This is a genomic window from Brevundimonas sp., from assembly GCF_041648615.1.
In the GTDB taxonomy this organism is placed as follows: Bacteria; Pseudomonadota; Alphaproteobacteria; order Caulobacterales; family Caulobacteraceae; genus Brevundimonas.
In genome coordinates this window covers 130,639-147,423 of sequence record NZ_JBAZOS010000002.1, presented here as the reverse complement: position 1 = coordinate 147,423, position 16,785 = coordinate 130,639, and the positions used below count along the sequence as shown (strand labels likewise).

11 protein-coding genes are annotated in these 16,785 nt (G+C 68.9%); 5 read left to right on the top strand and 6 right to left on the bottom strand.

The genetic code is table 11. The features are described 5' to 3' along the window. Positions 1-23 precede the first annotated feature (23 nt). Entirely contained in the window at positions 24-1,319 is a 1,296-nt protein-coding gene (locus tag WC555_RS02080) for a dicarboxylate/amino acid:cation symporter (RefSeq protein WP_373250725.1), read from the top strand. Between the two features lie 92 nt (positions 1,320-1,411). Next, positions 1,412-3,484 (top strand): phosphocholine-specific phospholipase C, encoded by a 2,073-nt coding sequence (locus tag WC555_RS02075; RefSeq protein ID WP_373250723.1) that lies wholly within the window; start codon positions 1,412-1,414, stop codon positions 3,482-3,484. 38 nt (positions 3,485-3,522) lie between these two features. On the opposite strand, the gene WC555_RS02070 is transcribed toward WC555_RS02075, so the two are convergent. The 6 genes from WC555_RS02070 to WC555_RS02045 all read right to left on the bottom strand — a co-directional run bounded on the left by WC555_RS02070 (position 3,523) and on the right by WC555_RS02045 (position 13,415). Then, entirely contained in the window at positions 3,523-4,389 is an 867-nt protein-coding gene (locus tag WC555_RS02070) for a DUF5694 domain-containing protein (protein ID WP_373250721.1), read from the bottom strand. A 309-nt stretch (positions 4,390-4,698) separates the two neighbouring features. Next, positions 4,699-5,115, bottom strand: a complete 417-nt coding sequence (locus tag WC555_RS02065; RefSeq protein WP_373250720.1) for a hypothetical protein — start codon at positions 5,113-5,115, stop codon at positions 4,699-4,701. Positions 5,116-5,345: 230 nt separating this feature from the next. Then, entirely contained in the window at positions 5,346-8,648 is a 3,303-nt protein-coding gene (gene carB, locus WC555_RS02060) for a carbamoyl-phosphate synthase large subunit (RefSeq protein ID WP_373250718.1), read from the bottom strand. A 16-nt stretch (positions 8,649-8,664) separates the two neighbouring features. Further along, entirely contained in the window at positions 8,665-8,979 is a 315-nt protein-coding gene (locus tag WC555_RS02055) for a hypothetical protein (protein ID WP_373250716.1), read from the bottom strand. A gap of 184 nt (positions 8,980-9,163) precedes the next feature. Then, positions 9,164-12,508, bottom strand: a complete 3,345-nt coding sequence (locus WC555_RS02050; protein WP_373250715.1) for a TonB-dependent receptor domain-containing protein — start codon at positions 12,506-12,508, stop codon at positions 9,164-9,166. Between the two features lie 211 nt (positions 12,509-12,719). Further along, positions 12,720-13,415, bottom strand: coding sequence for an HAD family hydrolase (locus WC555_RS02045; protein WP_373250712.1), 696 nt, complete (start codon positions 13,413-13,415; stop codon positions 12,720-12,722). Positions 13,416-13,581: 166 nt separating this feature from the next. On the opposite strand from WC555_RS02045, the gene WC555_RS02040 reads away from it, so the two are divergent. The 3 genes from WC555_RS02040 to WC555_RS02030 are packed head-to-tail and all read left to right on the top strand — an operon-like array spanning position 13,582 to position 16,740. Next, the gene (locus WC555_RS02040) at positions 13,582-14,391 is read left to right on the top strand and encodes a hypothetical protein (protein WP_373250710.1); all 810 of its coding nucleotides are present in this window, start codon (positions 13,582-13,584) and stop codon (positions 14,389-14,391) included. A 43-nt stretch (positions 14,392-14,434) separates the two neighbouring features. Continuing rightward, positions 14,435-15,433, top strand: a complete 999-nt coding sequence (locus WC555_RS02035; protein WP_373250708.1) for an aromatic ring-hydroxylating dioxygenase subunit alpha — start codon at positions 14,435-14,437, stop codon at positions 15,431-15,433. Then, complete coding sequence (locus WC555_RS02030; RefSeq protein WP_373250706.1) at positions 15,430-16,740, top strand: amino acid permease; 1,311 nt, start codon at positions 15,430-15,432, stop codon at positions 16,738-16,740. The genes WC555_RS02035 and WC555_RS02030 overlap by 4 nt, the downstream gene beginning before the upstream one ends. The last annotated feature ends 45 nt before the right edge of the window (positions 16,741-16,785 follow it).

The following is a 16,785-nucleotide window of genomic DNA, read 5'->3' as shown; positions in this document are numbered from 1 at the left end:
GCGACGGCGCCTAGCTTCGACCGATGGCCGCTTCCCGACTCCGTTCCGCCCTGATGTCCCTGAGCCTGTGGGTGCTCGTCGCCCTGCTGGCCGGCCTGTTCGCGGGGGCCGCGGCCCAGGCCTGGGGCCTGCCCGGCGGCGTCGGGACCGCCGACCTGATCGGCGCCATCGGCACCCTGTGGCTCAACGCCCTGAAGATGACCATCATCCCGCTCGTCTTCAGCCTGCTGGTGACCGGCATCGCCTCGATCGCCGACGCGGCGGCGACCGGCCGGCTGGCGCTGAAGGCGCTGATGGTGTTCGCCGTCCTGCTGCTGGTCTCGACGGTCTATGCGATCTTCGCCTCCGAGGCCCTGCACCTGCTGTGGCCCATCGATCCGGCGGGCGCGGCCGTCCTGCTGGCCGGAGCGCCCGACGCTGCCGTGGTGCGCGAGAGCGCGGCCGGGGGCGGGCTTCCGGCCTTCCTCGCCGGCCTCGCGCCGGCCAATCCGATCCGCGCCGCCGCCGACGACGCCATCCTCGGCATCGTCGTCTTCGCCATCGCCTTCGGCTTCGCCGTCACCCGCCTCAGCCCCGGCCGCCGCGCGCCCCTGGTGGAGTTCTTCGAGGCCGTGTCCGAGACCATGATCATCATCGTCCACTGGGTGCTGCTGGCGGCCCCCATCGGCGTCTTCGCCCTGTCGATGGGCGTGGGGCTGAACGCCGGCCTCGGCGCCCTCGGCACCCTCGGCCACTATGTCGGCGTGGTGGTGCTGGCCCAGGTCGGCCTGATCCTCCTGATCTACGCCTTCGTCGTGCCCTGGGGCCGCATCGGCCTGGCCCGGTTCGCGCGGGGCGTCATCCCGGCCCAGGTCGTCGCCTTCTCGACCCAGTCGTCGCTCGCCAGCCTGCCCGCCATGGTCGAGCAGGCGCGCACCGCGCTCGGCGTCTCGACCGCCACGGCGGGCCTGGTCCTGCCGCTGGCGGTGGCGGTGTTCCGCTTCACCAGCCCGGTCGCCAACCTCGCCGTGGTCATCTACGTCGCCCACCTGCACGGCGTCGACCTCCATCCGGCCGCCTGGATCGCCGGCGGGCTGACCGCCATCGCCATCTCCATCGGCTCGGTCGGCCTGCCGGGGCAGGTCAGCTTCTTCGTCTCCATCGCCCCCATCTGCCTCGCCATGGGCGTGCCGATCCAGGTCCTGCCCCTGCTGCTGGCGGTCGAGGTCATCCCCGACATCTTCCGCACCATCGGCAACGTCACCGCCGACCTCGCCGCGGCCCGCATCGTCGAGGGTCGCGACGCCGTGGCCGAGCCGGATCCGGCGGCGGGAATCTAGCGACGCCGCCGCGCCGTCATCGCCGGTTCGCACTCCGCCTCTAGGACGGTTCAGGACCGCCGCTCGCCGGGCGGTCGCGCCAGGATGACCGCATGACCCTCGACCGCCGTCGCCTCCTGCTCGCCGCCGGCGCCGCCTCGCTGGCGCCCGCCATCGCCCGGGCGATGAGCATTCCCGCCGACGTTCGCGCGGGGACCGTCGCCGACGTCGCCCATGTGGTGATCCTGATGCAGGAGAACCGCTCCTTCGACCATTATTTCGGGGCCATGCGCGGCGTGCGCGGCTTCGGCGACCGCTTCCCCATCCCCGTGGCCGACGCCCCCGGCCGGTCGGGCGCCACCTGCTGGGTCCAGGCCAACGGCCAGGCCCCGGACCGGCCCCCGGTGGTCGCCCCCTTCCCGCTCAACACGGTCGAGGACTTCCGCCTGATGCGGGTGGAGGGCACGCCGCACAGCTGGCCCGACGCCCAGGCGGCCTGGGACGAGGGGCGGATGAACGCCTGGCCCGTCGCCAAGACCGAGCATTCGATGGGCTATTTCCGCGAGACGGACATCCCGTTCCAGTACGCCCTGGCCGAGGCCTTCACCGTTTGCGACGCCTACCATTGCGCGATGCAGACCGGGACCAATTCCAACCGGCTGTTCCTGTGGAGCGGGACCAACGACCCGGGCGGCGAGAGGGGCGGCCCCTCGCTCTCGAACTCGCACGACGCCCTCGTCGCCGACGGCGGCCATCCCGACGGCTATCGCTGGACGACCTATCCGGAGCGGCTGCTGCAGGCGGGCGTCAGCTGGCGCATCTACCAGGACATGGCCGACAACTTCACCGACAACCCGGTGGCCGGCTTCCAGACCTTCCGCGACAGCCACGACGGCAAGCCGGGCGCCGACCCGCGCCTGGCCGAACTGGGGCTCAGCACCCGCGCCCTCGACGGCCTGCGCGAGGACGTCCTGGCCGGCGCCCTGCCGCAGGTGTCGTGGATCGTCGCCCCGGCCGCGGCCTCGGAACACCCCGGCCCGTCCAGCCCCGCCCAGGGGGCCGACTACACGGCCCGGGTGATCGAGGCCCTGACCGCCGACCCGGCCGTCTGGGCCCGCACGGCGCTGTTCGTCATGTTCGACGAGAACGACGGCTTCTTCGACCACGTCCCCCCGCCCGCGCCGCCGTCGCCGGGCCACGGGGCCTCCACCGTCGACACGACCGGCGAATACCATCTGCGGACCACGGCCAGCGAGGCCGCGACCGAGCGGCCGGAGTTCGTCGGCCGCCCCTACGGACTGGGCCCGCGCGTGCCGATGTATGTCGTCTCGCCGTGGAGCCGCGGCGGCTGGGTCAGCTCCGAGGTGTTTGACCACACCTCGGTGATCCGCTTCCTCGAGACCCGCTTCGGGGTGATGGAGCCCAACATCTCGCCGTGGCGGCGCGCCGTCTGCGGCGACCTGACCGGGGCGTTCGATTTCCGCACGCCCAACGCCCCCGTGCCGCCGCTGCCGCCGACCGCGGCCCTGGCCGCCCGCGCCGCCGCCCTGCCGGGCCGCAGCACCCCGGCCACGCCCCCGACGCCGGCCGCGCCGGTCCAGGCGTCCGGCGTCCGGCGCTCCCGCGCCCTGCCGTACGCCCTCGAGGTCGACGAGACGCGCCGCGAGGGCGCTCTCGCCCTGACCTTCCGCAACGCCGGGCAGGCCGGGGCGGTGTTCCACGTCTATGACCGGCTGCGGCTGGAGCGCCCGCCGCGGCGCTACACCGTCGGGGCCGGGGCCATGCTCGAGGATGTCCGGGACGAGGGCGCCTACGACCTGTGGGTGCTGGGCCCGAGCGGCTTCCACCGTCATTTCGTCGGTCACGCCGTGCGGGACGCCCTCTCCGTCGCCGTCCGCGCCGGGCCGGGCGGGCTGGAGCTGACCCTGTCCAACGACGGCGAGGCCGAACGGGGAATCGAGGCCGCCGCCGACCCATACCGGCCCGACGAGGCCCCCTGGCGGACGACCCTCGCCCCGGGCGGCCGCGCGACGCGTCGGATCGGCGTCGCCGGGCACGGCTGGTACGACGTCGCCCTGCGCGGGCCCGACGGCTTCTTCCGCCGCCTGGCCGGACGGATCGAGACCGGCGCGGACTCCGTCAGCGATCCGCTGATGGGCGGCCCGGCGGTGATGCGCCAGGCCTGACGCCTGCCCGGCTGAGCCGGGTTCGCTGCGTCAGAAATCTAGCGGGCGGACGGCGCCAGCCAGGCGCCTGGCCGCTCGACGTTGAACGCCCCGCTCTCCTCCGCGAACCGGTTGAGCAGGAAGGCGTGCCCGGCGCCGTAGATGACCAGCACCCGCTCGCCCGGATCGTCGGCCAGCCGCACCAGATTGGCGAAGATCTTCAGGTTCCGTCCATGCCATGCCCCGACCCAGTTCGCCCCCTGGTTCGTCCCGGGCCCGCCCAGCAGGGCGTACTCGTAATAGGTCCGGTGCATGCCCAGCAGGAACTCGGGCGAGTTCATCACCCCCAGCCACTCGGGGATGGGCCGGGACTGGACCAGGTCCGTCGTGCGTTGGCCCCGCGCCGGATTCCGCAGCGTGGCCATGCGAGCCTGCTCGCCGGCGGCCTCCGCTCCCGCCTCCCAGTCGTAGTCCGCTTCCACGCCCGGCGGCATGTCGTTCCAGTCGACGCCATACACCCGCTCATGCCCGAGCCTGGCCGCCAGCCGAAGGCCGATCTGGTCGACCTCGCTGGCCGTCAGGGCATAGGTCCCGGCGCAATAGTCGGCGTAGCGCCGGTCCAGCCTGGTCTGGCCGGTCGTGTCGATCTCCACGGCGATCCGCGTCGGCCGCCACCGGGCCAGCGCCTCGACCAGGGCCTCGATCTCCGCCTGCCGGGCCGGGCTCAACACATTGTCGACCTCGGTGCGCAGCACGTCGGCGTTGTTGTTGGCCAGATGCGCCGTACCCAGAACCATCAACGCCGGTCGTTCGTCGATGCGTCGTTCGCCAAGCAGCTTGACCGGCGCCGGCGCCGGAGTCTGGGCGACGGCGGATGCGGCGCTCAGCAACGACAGGGCGAGAGCGAACAACAGGCGCTGCGACATGAATGGCTCCGGTGAAGGTTCGCGGGACGCTTAACCGCGGAACGTCGGTATGGCCCGTTAAGAATTGTTCAGGCGTGACCCCGGGTCGTCCGCATGGTCCGCACCGGCGGCGGCCTAGGGGACCTGGAGCGAAATCGGTCCTGGTGGACGCAGTCCGCCAAGGCTCAGATTTCGCTCCAGCGTAATTCTGGACCATTTTTTGGATTCAGGTCGATTCGACCTGAAGCAAAAATGGTCTGGCGGGCGAGCAGCGGGACCCGGATCGGGGGGCCTCGCTGTCCCGCCTCCCGCCGCACCTTCCTCGCGCCCTCATCGTTTCCGAACAGCCGCCCCGTCCCACATCCGCTCCAGCGCCTCGACCGCCCGGGCCAGCGCCCGCGCCTCGGCGGCCCTGCCCTCGCTGACCAGCCAGGTGGCGCGGCGCAGGGCGCGTCCCATCGCCACCTCCGGATCGACCCATGGCGGTTCGGCGGTCTCCGCCAGCACGGACAGGGGCGCGAGCATGGCCGGCGGCGCGTCCGCCCCGCCGCGCACCGGCGTCAGGTCCAGCCGTTCGGCGATGCGGCTGCGGGTCCAGCCCTCGGCCATGGCGCGTCGTCTCAGATTGGACAGCCCGACATCGAACCGTCGGGCCACCGACGGCGCCGACTCCCCGGCCACATAGGCGGCCCGGACCTGGGCCCAGGTCTCCGGGCCGCGATATTTGCGCAGGCGGTGGTGCTCCATCCGGTCACGATGACGCTCGCCTGCGTCAGAAACGGACGTAGACGCCGCCCGGTGTCGCGCATGTCGCGGATGTCGCGAGCCCTGTCGCGCCCCTGTCGAGCGTTTGTCGCGCCGATCACCCGGAAGAGTCGCGACTATCCCGCCTCATTGTCCCGGAATTGACTGGCCGACCTGTCCGGCCCGACCCCGTCGTTCGGCGGCCCGGACTGGTCGAAATCGTCACCAACGGGTCAGTGCGCGTAGTCCTGGATCGGCCGCACATCCAGTTCGCCGGCCTTGATCGCCCCGATGGCCTGCGCCGCCGCCAGCGCCCCCGCGGTCGTCGTGTAATAGGGCATCTTCATCATCAGGGCCGTGCGACGCAGGCTGAAGCTGTCCAGCAGCGCCTGCTTGCCCTCGGTGGTGTTGAAGACCAGCTGGACCTCGCCGTTCTTCATCGCGTCGACGATGTTGGGCCGGCCCTCGAGAACCTTCTTCACATGGCCGACGGGCAGGCCCTGTTCGGTCAGATAGGTATGCGTCCCGCCGGTGGCGACAATGGAGAATCCTTCCGCCAGCAGGGTCTTCACAGCCTCGACGATGAAGGGCTTGTCGCCGTCCTTGACGCTGACGAAGGCGCAGCCGGAAACGGGCAGGGTGGTGCCGCCGCCGATCTGGCTCTTGGCGAAGGCGCGGGCGAACGCAGGCGCCATGTCGGCCTCGCCCTCACGCTTCCAGTCCAGCCCCATGACCTCGCCGGTCGAGCGCATCTCGGGGCCCAGGATGGTGTCGACCCCGGCGAAGCGGGCGAAGGGGAAGACCGCTTCCTTGACCGCGATATGGTCGTAGGGACGGTCCTTCAGGCCGAAGGACTTCAGCGGCACGCCCGCCATGACCTTGGCGGCGATGGCGGCGACCGGCTGGCCGATGGTCTTGGCCACGAACGGCACGGTGCGTGAGGCGCGCGGATTGACCTCCAGCACGAAGATGCGCGGCGCGGCGCTGTGCGGCTCCTCGATGGCGAACTGGACGTTCATCAGGCCGCGCACCTTCAGGGCGCGGGCCATGGCCTCGGTCTGGCGCTTCAGCTCGGCGACGATTTCGTCCGACAGCGAGAAGGGCGGCATCGAGCAGGCGCTGTCGCCCGAATGGACCCCGGCCTCCTCGATATGCTCCAGCACGCCGGCCACGAACACCGTCTCGTCGTCGCACAGGGCGTCGACGTCGACCTCGGTGGCGCGGTTCAGATAGTGGTCGATCAGCACGGGATCGTCGCCCGACACCCGCATGGCCTCGCCGACATAGCGGTCCAGCTGTTCACGGTCGTGGACGATGACCATGCCGCGTCCGCCCAGCACATAGGAGGGGCGCAGGACGACGGGATAGCCGACCTCGTCCGCCTTCTGCGCGGCCTCCTCGGCGCTGCGCGCCAGGCCGTTGGGCGGCTGCATCAGGCCGATGTCGTGCAGCATGACCTGGAACCGCTCGCGGTCCTCGGCCAGGTCGATGGAGTCGACGCTGGTGCCCAGGATCGGCACCCCGTCCTCCTGCAGCGCATGGGCCAGCTTCAGCGGCGTCTGGCCGCCGAACTGGACGACCACGCCGATCAGGTTTCCGTTCGACCGCTCGACGTCGATCAGCTCCAGCACGTCCTCGGCCGTCAGCGGCTCGAAATACAGCCGGTCGGAGGTGTCGTAGTCGGTCGAGACGGTCTCGGGGTTGCAGTTGACCATGATCGACTCGACGCCGATGTCGGCGAAGGCGAAGGCCGCGTGACAGCAGCAGTAATCGAACTCGATGCCTTGCCCGATCCGGTTCGGCCCGCCGCCGAGGATGATCGCCTTCTTGCGGTCGGTCGGGTTGGACTCGCACTGCGGAACCTGGCCGAGGGCGCCGGTCTCATAGGTCGAATACATATAGGCCGTGGCCGAGGCGAATTCGGCGGCGCAGGTGTCGATGCGCTTGAAGACAGGGCGGACGTTCAGGCCGCGGCGGGCGGCGCGGACCGCCTTCTCGGTCTGGTCGGTCAGCTGGGCGAGGCGGGCGTCGGAGAAGCCCTTGGACTTCAGCTTGCGGAAGTCGGTCGCGTCGGTCGGCAGGCCCTGGACCCGGATGTGGCCCTCGGTGCGCACGATGTCGGCGATCTGGCGCAGGAACCAGGGTTCGTAGGAGCAGGCGGCGTTGACCTCTTCCACGCTCAGGCCGTGGCGGAAGGCCTGGGCGATGACGAGGATGCGGTCCGGCGTCGGCTGGCCCAGCGCCCGCACCACGGCGGCGCGCGCGGAGGCTTCGTCCTCGACGTCGACCACCCCGTCGATCTCGATCTCGTTGAAGCCGGTCAGGCCGGTCTCGAGGCCGCGCAGGGCCTTCTGCATCGACTCCTGGAAGGTCCGGCCGATGGCCATGACCTCGCCCACCGACTTCATCGAGGTCGACAGGGTCGCCTCGGCGCCGGGGTATTTCTCGAAGGCGAAGCGCGGGATCTTGGTGACGACATAGTCGATGCTCGGCTCGAACGAGGCGGGCGTGACCATGGTGATGTCGTTGGTCAGTTCGTCCAGCGTGTATCCGACGGCCAGCCGCGCGGCGACCTTGGCGATCGGGAAGCCGGTGGCCTTGGAGGCCAGGGCCGAGGACCGCGACACGCGCGGGTTCATCTCGATCACGACCATGCGGCCGTCTGCGGGATTGATGGCCCACTGCACGTTGGATCCGCCGGTCTCGACCCCGATCTCGCGCAGGACGTTGATCGAGCCCGTGCGCATCCGCTGATATTCCTTGTCGGTCAGCGTCAGGGCGGGGGCGACGGTGATCGAGTCGCCGGTGTGCACCCCCATCGGGTCGATGTTCTCGATGGAGCAGATGATGATGCAGTTGTCCGCCTTGTCGCGGACGACCTCCATCTCATACTCCTTCCAGCCCAGGACGCTTTCCTCGACCAGCACCTCGGTGGTCGGCGACAGGTCCAGGCCGCGTTCGACGATCTCGCGGTATTCCTCGACATTGTAGGCGATGCCGCCGCCGGTGCCGGCCAGCGTGAACGACGGGCGGACGATGGCGGGCAGGCCGACGAAGGCGAGGGCGTCCTCGGCCTCGTCGATGTGGTGGATGGCCTTGGAGCGCGGGCTTTCCAGCCCCAGCTTGTCCATGGCGTCGCGGAATTTCTGCCGGTCCTCGGCCTTGTCGATGACGTCGGCCTTGGCCCCGATCATCTCCACGCCCCACTTCTTCAGCGCGCCCGAGGCGTCCAGCGCCAGCGCCGTGTTCAGCGCCGTCTGCCCGCCCATGGTCGGCAGCAGGGCGTCGGGCCGCTCCTTTGCGATGATGCGCTCGACGAACTCCGGCGTGATCGGCTCGATATAGGTGGCGTCGGCCACCTCCGGGTCGGTCATGATCGTGGCCGGGTTGGAATTGACCAGGATGACCCTATATCCCTCGGCCTTCAGGGCCTTGCACGCCTGGACGCCGGAATAGTCGAACTCGCACGCCTGTCCGATCACAATGGGGCCCGCCCCAATGATCAGGATGGATTGGATATCCGTGCGCTTGGGCATTGTTTTTACGGCGCTTTCAGTTCGTCACGACCGCGCATTCCCAGCCGTCGTAGTCCAGCTGGAAGGCCGCGGCCCAGGATTGCATCATGGCGGAGACGGGGGCGAAGGACGCCTCGTCCACGGCCATTGTCGTTTCAAGGATGGTGGCGTCGTCCTGACCCCGGGTCAGGAAACCGGCGCGCCGCGCGACCTCATTCAGGTCGTCGTGATCCCCGTCCCCGTAGAAGTAAAACAGCGTGTGCCGCGGCGTGATCCCGCTGTCGCCATGCGCCGCCAGAGACGCGCGCACCATGGCGTCGCGGTCTTCGTGGGGGACGGCGGAGTCGGACACGGGGCGGGCTCCTTGCGCGCGCGGCTGCGCGAACGGCGATATCGCCGCGCGTGGCCGGTCGGGTTGTCGGTCAAGCGGCCCGTCTAAAGACGGGGGGCGGCGGTGGCAAGGCCGCAGGTCCTTCGGACATGAAAAAGGGGGCGGCTCCTGCGAGCCGCCCCCTTGGTCTTGTTCCGGACCGTTTCTAGAACGGGCGGTAGTTCAGGCCGATGAAGAAGCGACGGCCGTAGGGGTCGAAGTTCGAATACAGGGTCTGGCCCAGGGCCGGCGACTGTTCCGCATCGAAGGCGTTCACGACGCCCGCACGCATCGACAGGGTGTCGTTGACGTTATAGCGGACCGTGAAGTCGTGGCGGGTGAAGTTGCCGGTGTCGTAGTACTGGCTTTCACGGTTCTCGAGGTTGACGACCTGATCGCGGTTGCGCGCGATGTTGTTGGCCGACTGCCAGTCCGCCGTCCAGTTCACGCTCCACACGTCGTTCGGCGTGTAGGTGAGCGACGAGGTGAAGCGGACGTTCGGATAGTACAGGTTGCCGCGGTCGGTGGTGAAGTTCGACGGGTTGGCGGGATCGAGGAAATTCTCCTGCTCGATCAACCAGGAACCGGCGATCTTGTAGTCCAGACGGCCCCAGTTGCGGCCCATCATCTCTTCGAAGTCGTAGCCGTAGCGGGCCGTGAAATCGAGACCACGGGTGGTCAGCGCGGCGTAGTTGCCGGCGCCTTCGATGAAGCCGCCGATCGGATCGTTCGCCGGAGCGCCGAGGCCGAACGGGATGCCCGGGTTGTTACGGAAGATCACCGAGCAGGCCGAAGCGTTCAGGGAGTTGCCGTTGACGCAGTTGTTGGCTGCGGTCTGGGCCGAGATGAAGGCGATCACGTCGGTGATCTCGATCTCGTAGTAGTCCAGAACCAGGCTGAAGTTCGGGATGAACCGGGGCTGCAGCACCGCCGAGAAGGTGAAGGACTCCGACTGTTCCGGCGTCAGGAACGGGTTGCCGCCGGTCACGCCGGAGACGCCGCCCGTATAGACCGGGTTGAAGTCGTCGACGTTGGTGGCGGTGGCGCCGTTGAAGTCGAATGTCCGCCCCTGCTGCGCCGCGAGCGCGGTGCAGTTGGTGACCCGGTTGGCCCGGATTTCCGCCGTCTGCACGATGATGTTCGCCGTGGCGCAGGGATCGACGAAGCCGTTGGCGAACGTCTCGCCCAGCGGCGAGAAATTCTCGCCCAGGTCAGGCGCACGGAACGAGGTGTTGTAGCTGGTCTTGAACGTGATGTCCTGGATCGGACGATAGATCAGGTTCACGCCGTAGACGTCGCCGGTGCCGGCCGTGCTGTAGTCGAAGTAGCGGTAGGAACCGCTCAGTTCGGCGTACTCTCCCAGCCAGCTGTCGCGGAACAGCGGCAGCGACAGTTCGGCGAAGCCTTCGTCGCTGGTGTACTCGGCGCCCGGGAAGTCCGGACCGCCGTTGAGGAAGAGGACGCGACCGGCGGCGCCGGCGTCGCGGCCGACAGCCTCGGTGTATTCACGACGGTGCTCGTAGCCGAGGGCCACGCCGATCGGACCGGCGCCCCAGAAGTCCCACAGCTGACCGGCGACGGTCGCGATGGCGTCTTCCTGCTCGTTACGCTCGGTGTAGGTGACCTCGGCGTTGATGTAGTCGCGCGCCGCCTGGCTCTGGTTGCCCTGGCCAAAGATGTTCAGCGGCTGGCAGGCGGCGACTGCGTCGGCGCCCACCTGGCCGTCGCGCAGATCGGCGTTGCCGAAGAAGTAGTCATCGACGATGCCCCCCTGGGCGGCGATCAGCCGCGAGCGGCAGACGATCGCGTCGGGGGTGCCCAGAACGCCGGCCGTGTCGCGGACGGCGTCGGAGGCCAGCTTGACGCGCAGGGCGTCCGTGCCGGTTTCCGTTTCGGTCACATCGACCTGACCGTAGGTATAGGACAGGCTCCAGTCGATGTTCTTGACGAAGGCGATCTGTTCGAAGTCGCCCTCGAAGCCGACCACGTAGCGCTGTAGTTCACGGTTGCTGATCTGGTTGCGGTCTTCGCCGAACAGGGTGTGACGGGCATAGGGCGCGGCCACGACGGCGGTCGTGGCGCTGGGCGAGCCGGCGGTCGGCGGTGCGTAGACCGTGATGGTGTTGGTCTGGATCGCGGTGCGCAGGTTGGACGGCAGATAGGCGTTGTCCGACAGGTTCACGCCGAAGACGTTGAACGCGTAGGCCGGCTGGACTTCAGCGCTGCTGACGACGCCGTCGCGGATGATGAAGTCATAGAAGTCCGGCTGCGACGAGAAGCTGGTGTCTTCCGTCACATATTTGGCTTCGGCGAAGGCGCGGACGTTGTCCGTCAGGCGGAAGTTGGCGCCGACCTGGTAACGCTGCGACTCCGACTCCGGCACGCGGGTGATGGTGCTGAAGGTGGCGGGGTTGTCGCCGTCGCCGCCGATGTTGTTCGGACGGTTTGCGCCGGTGGCGCCGATGCGGGTGCCGAAGTCGGCCGCGCGAGCGGTTGCGCCGTCAAACACGAAGGTCTTTCCGGGCTGGACCGAATAGCAGATCGAGCTTGTCAGACCGCTGACCGTAAGGCCGCAGTTCTGGTACGGCACGTCGGGGTCGTTGAGGGCGCTGGCTTGCTGGTTGTTGGCCAGGGTCGTCTGGCCCCAGCGCGGGCGCTGCAGGGTGACGTAACCGCGGTAGAGCTGGTTATCGAACTCACCGTCAATGCGAGCGGCGGCCGGGTCGGCGTCGACGCCGATCAGGCCGGTGGAGTTGCGCAGCCAGTCGATGTCCAGCGAGTTGACGGCGTCGAGCTGCTCATACTCCGCGAAGGCGTACAGGTTCAGACGGTCGTCGAAGAAGTTGCCGCCGAGCAGGGCGGAGATGCGCTTGGAGGCTTCGCCGTCCTGGTTGATCATACCGTAGTTGGCGTCGATCTCGAGACCTTCGAAATCCTTGCGCAGCACGAAGTTCAGCACGCCCGAGACGGCGTCGGCGCCGTAGACCGACGAAGCGCCGCCGGTGATGATCTCGACGTCCTGGATCAGCAGACGCGGGATGGTGTCGACATCCACCGCCAGCGAACCGCCGGCCGAGCCGACGTGACGGCGACCGTCGACGAGGGTCAGGGTGCGGCCGGCGCCCAGCGAGCGCAGGTTGGCGAAGGAAAGGCCGCCGATGCCGAGGACGCCTGTGACGTCCGACGGGACCTGCGAGTTGGCCAGGGCCGGAATTGTGGCGAGATAGTCGATGACCGTCGACTGGCCGGTCGTCAGCAGTTCTTCGCGCGAAACCTGGATCAGCGGCGTCGGCGCGTTGACCGGGTCGCGACGGATGCGCGAACCGGTGACCACAACCTCGTCCAGCTGGGAGGCGTCGTCATCCTGCGCCTGGGTCACGGTGACGCCCGACAGCGGGCTGGCGTCCTGCGGCGTGGCGGGGACGGTCTGCGCCCAAGCGGGGGCGGCGGACATCGCCATCACGCCGGCGAGCACCGTCGAAGCCAGGAGTCGATTACGAATAACAGTCATATATTAAATCTCGGGGGTGAGTTTGAGAAGACGGGCGCTGGTTTCCCTTGGCGCGACGACGGTCACAAACTCACCACACATGTGTCCGGTCAAGCTGGACAGTAACAGAAATGCTTATATTCCGCCGTTATTGATATAAATGTTTCGAATCTGAAACATGCAAATGCAAGGCCGATTCAGCGTTCACAAATACAATGTTATCCGAACAACGTTAGCGGTTTGAGGCAATCCAGTCCGGCAGTTCGCTGATGCTGTCCAACCCCCCGAAGCGGGGGTGCGCCGCCGGCGCCTCGGCGACTTCGTGGGCCCAGGTGATGGCGTAGGGAATGTGAACCGCCCATGCCCCCGCCGCCAGTGCAGGCAAGACGTCCGACTTCATCGAATTGCCGGCCATCACGGCTTCATGGGCGCCGGTGCCGTGACGGGCGAAGACGCGGTCGTAGGTCCGGCGGTCCTTCTCCGATACGATTTCGACCGCGGCGAAGAGGTCGCCCAGCCCCGAGGCGGCGAGCTTGCGTTCCTGGTCCAGCAGGTCGCCTTTGGTGACCAGCACCAGACGATATGATTCCGACAGCGCAGCCAGCGCCTCATCGACGCCGGGCAGGGTCTCGACCGGATGGGCCAGCATTTCGCGTCCCGCGGCGAGAATTTCGCGCACCACCGAGGCCGGAGCCTCGCCCCCCGTCAGCTCCATGGCCGTCTCGATCATCGACAGGGTGAAGCCCTTCACGCCGTAGCCGTAGAGCCGGAGATTCCGCCTCTCGGTTTCGGCCAGCCGCGCTTCCAGCTCCGGACGCTCGGCGTGATCGGCCAGCAGGGCGACGAACCGGTCGTGCGTCAGCCGGAAGATGGTTTCGTTGTGCCAGAGGGTGTCGTCGGCATCGAGGCCGACCGTGGTGATGTTCATGCCGCTCCCTATCACCACGATGGCGCTCGGGGGAGGGGGCGGAGCGCCGGGAGGCGTCCATCATGGTCAACGATTTTTGACTACGTTTGGCAGGGTTACGTTCTTGGGTTCACGGTTATCGTCACGACTCTGGGGGAACTTCACCGGCCATCCGAAGGGGGCGGTCATGACACAAGTTCCAGCGTATCCGACGGGCGATGATCCTGGGGGGAACCCCGCGGGCGAAAGCTCCTACACATCTCTCGGCGAGCGCCGCGCCTACGCCGCGCCCTATGAAAGCCTGACCTTCAGCCTGGTGACCCGCGCCGGACGTGAATTGACCGTGACCCTGGCCGCGCAACCGGTCTTTGATCTGGACCGGTCGACGCCGGTCAGCCGCCGCATTCGCCGCATCGTCCGGCACCGGGGCGGCGAGTCCGCCCTGGCCGCCCTCGGCCGCCGGACCCTGGAGCCGGCTGACCTGAAGCGCATCGATCTTCAGACCCTGAATCATGGCCTGGACCTCCTGCGTCTCGGTCCCGACGACACGGGGGTGTTGCCGGCCTTCTGGCGCACCGTGGCTTCAAGCGGGGGGCGGTTCGCCTTGCTCTGCACCGAACTTCAACACGGCTCGGCGCCCGGGAACCTTCTGGTCGAGGTAATGGGCGGCCTTGAGCAGGCGGCGCCCGAGATGGTCGATGAATCCATCTCCCATTTCGAAACCGAGGCGCTGGGCGTGATCCTGCATATCGCGCCCGACGCCGGCCTTGTGCGCCGGATGGCGGGCGTGCGCGCCCGGTGCCTGGCCATCGATTTCGCCGGCGTCGCCCATGAAGGCGCGCGCGAGTGGCAGGCGGCCCAGGATCTGATCTCCGCCGCGCGCCAGACCTGCAGCCAGGTCATGCTGTTGAACCTGCGACCCGACCGGGGCCTGGCCGCCCAGGCCGCGGGCGCGACCCATGCCGTGTTCGCCGGCATGGAGGTGATCACTGTCTAGAGTCGGTTGACGACGCCGTCGCGCCGGGGCCTTGATCCCGACGATGCAGGCCACGCTTCCCGCCCGACTCTACGGCTGTCCCGACGCATGGGCGCGCGAGCGTTCCGGGGTGTTCGGGCGCGCCTGGCTGTTTCTGGGCCATGAGGCCGAGGCGCCAGCGCCCGGCGACTGGATCGCGTCCGACCTGGCCGGCCATCGCCTGCTGGCCGTGCGCGGCAAGGACGGGGTGCTGCGCGCCTTCCACAATGTCTGCCGTCACCGGGCAGGACCGCTGGTGATGGGCCAGCGCGGACACTGCGAGGGCGAGCTGGTCTGCGGATACCACGGCTGGCGCTACGCCCTCGACGGCCGTCTGCGGTCCGCCGTCGGCTTCGGCGCGGCGGATGGGTTCGACCCGCGCGAATTCGGCCTTCTGGCGCTCCGGCTGGAGACATGGCGGGGGCTCGCGTTCGCCACCCTGGATCAGGACGCCGCACCGTTGACCGATCTCGTCGCGCCGCTGGAGGCCCTGCTGGCCGAGCGCGGTCTGGCTCTCGCCGCGCCGGCCCTGCGTCGAAGCCACGATCTGGCCTGCGACTGGAAGACCTACGCCGAGAACTATCTGGAGGGCTACCATATCGGCTCCGTCCATCCGGTGCTGGCTGACGAGCTGGGCTCGGCCGAATACCGCATCCGGGTCGAGGGCGATCTGGTCGTGCAGGAGGCCGTCGGCGTCAACGACGGACCGCAGGCCGGCGTCTGGGGCTGGCTGTGGCCGAACCTTGGGATCAACGTCTATCGCGACGGCGCCATGATCGAGCGGATGACGCCGGTCGGGCCGGGACGGACGCGGCTGGACTATCTGTTCCTCAACGACGGCGGCGAGGCGGCCATCGGCGATGCGCTGCAGGCCTCGGATCGCCTGACGGCCGAGGACGCCTCCATCTGCGAGGCGGTGCAGGCCAATCTGTCGGCCGGGGCCTATGACCGCGGCGTGCTCAGCCCGCGCCATGAGGCCGCCGTGGCCTGGTTCCAGGCGCGGATCGCAAAGGTTCATCCATGACGCACGCGCCGATCGAAGACCGGAACAAGCTGGGCTGGGGTCTCGCCGCCCTGGTCGTGGCCGGCAATATGATCGGCTCGGGGGTCTATCTGTTGCCCGCGACCCTGGCGCCGGTCGGTTCATCCAGCGTGGTGGGGTGGGCGGTCGCCGGCGTCGGGGCCGTGACGCTGGCGCTGGTGTTCGCCGCATTGGGACGCCTGCAGCCTGACGCCGACGGCCTGTCGGGTTTCGCCGAGCGGGGCCTGGGCCGCTTCTTCGGCTTCCAGACGGCGCTCGCCTTCTGGACCGCCTGTCTGGTCGGCAATGTCGCCATCGCCGTCGCCGCGACGGGCTACCTCGGGTTCTTCTTCCCGATCCTGAAGGAGCCGGTGGCGGCGACCTTCTGCAATCTGGGCCTGATCTGGCTGACGACCGGCGCATACATCCTCGGCGCGCGAACGGCCTCGCGGTTTGCGGCCATGGCGCTGGCCATCGGCCTGGTTCCCATCGTCATCGCGGTGGCCGCAGGGGTCATGGCTTTCGACGGGAACACCTTCGCCGCATCGTGGAGCCCCTCCGGGAACAGCCTCGCTGAAAGCGTGCCTGCCTCGCTGGCGGTGATCTTCTGGGCATTCCTCGGGGTCGAGAGCGCCGCGGTCCTGTCGGCGCGGGTCCGGAATCCGGCGCGGGACGTCGGCCGGGCGTCGATCGCCGGCGTCCTGCTGGCCTCTGTGGTCTATGTCGCGGCCAGTGTGGCTGTGTTCGGCGTCATTCCGGCCGGCGTTCTGGCCCAGTCCTCAAGCCCCTACGCCGATCTGACGGCGCAGGTGTTCGGGGCCTCCATCGGGGCTGCGGTCGCGGCCGCGGCGGTGGTCAAGGCGGTCGGCACCCTGAGCGGCTGGGTCATGCTGGGCGGCGAAACCGCGCGAGCGGCGGCGCGGCGGGGGTATCTGCCGTCGGGCTTCGGAGCCGGGGAGCAGACGCCGATCGCCAATCCGCTTCTGGGCGGGGCGATCATGAGCGTGGTGGCGGTGATTTCGGGGCAGCCGACGCTGGGCGGTCAGTTCGGCATGCTGATCGGCGTCACTTCGGTGTTGAGCCTGGTCGTTTACGGCCTTTGTTCCGCCTCGCTGTTCCGGCTGGCGCGCTGGACGCGGGCGCGGGGCGTGGCGGCGCTGGGGCTGCTGTTCACCTCGGCGGCGGTGGTCGCGGCGGCGCCGGGTTACATCCTGCCGACAGCGATCTTCTTCGTCGTGACCACTGCGGCGTGGTTCGCCTTTCTGCGCAAGTCGGCGGCGCCCGTTGACCCCGGGGCGACGCCTCTTTAGCAACGCCGCCGTTTGCTCGCCGGGATTCGGTGCTAGGGAGCCTGC

Coding starts and splice junctions, on each gene's coding strand:
- WC555_RS02080 (WP_373250725.1), top strand. CDS start 24: ATGGCCGCTTCCCGACTCCGTTCCGCCCTGATGTCCCTGAGCCTGTGG.
- WC555_RS02075 (WP_373250723.1), top strand. CDS start 1,412: ATGACCCTCGACCGCCGTCGCCTCCTGCTCGCCGCCGGCGCCGCCTCG.
- WC555_RS02070 (WP_373250721.1), bottom strand. CDS start 4,389: ATGTCGCAGCGCCTGTTGTTCGCTCTCGCCCTGTCGTTGCTGAGCGCC.
- WC555_RS02065 (WP_373250720.1), bottom strand. CDS start 5,115: ATGGAGCACCACCGCCTGCGCAAATATCGCGGCCCGGAGACCTGGGCC.
- carB (WP_373250718.1), bottom strand. CDS start 8,648: ATGCCCAAGCGCACGGATATCCAATCCATCCTGATCATTGGGGCGGGC.
- WC555_RS02050 (WP_373250715.1), bottom strand. CDS start 12,508: ATGACTGTTATTCGTAATCGACTCCTGGCTTCGACGGTGCTCGCCGGC.
- WC555_RS02045 (WP_373250712.1), bottom strand. CDS start 13,415: ATGAACATCACCACGGTCGGCCTCGATGCCGACGACACCCTCTGGCAC.
- WC555_RS02040 (WP_373250710.1), top strand. CDS start 13,582: ATGACACAAGTTCCAGCGTATCCGACGGGCGATGATCCTGGGGGGAAC.
- WC555_RS02035 (WP_373250708.1), top strand. CDS start 14,435: ATGCAGGCCACGCTTCCCGCCCGACTCTACGGCTGTCCCGACGCATGG.
- WC555_RS02030 (WP_373250706.1), top strand. CDS start 15,430: ATGACGCACGCGCCGATCGAAGACCGGAACAAGCTGGGCTGGGGTCTC.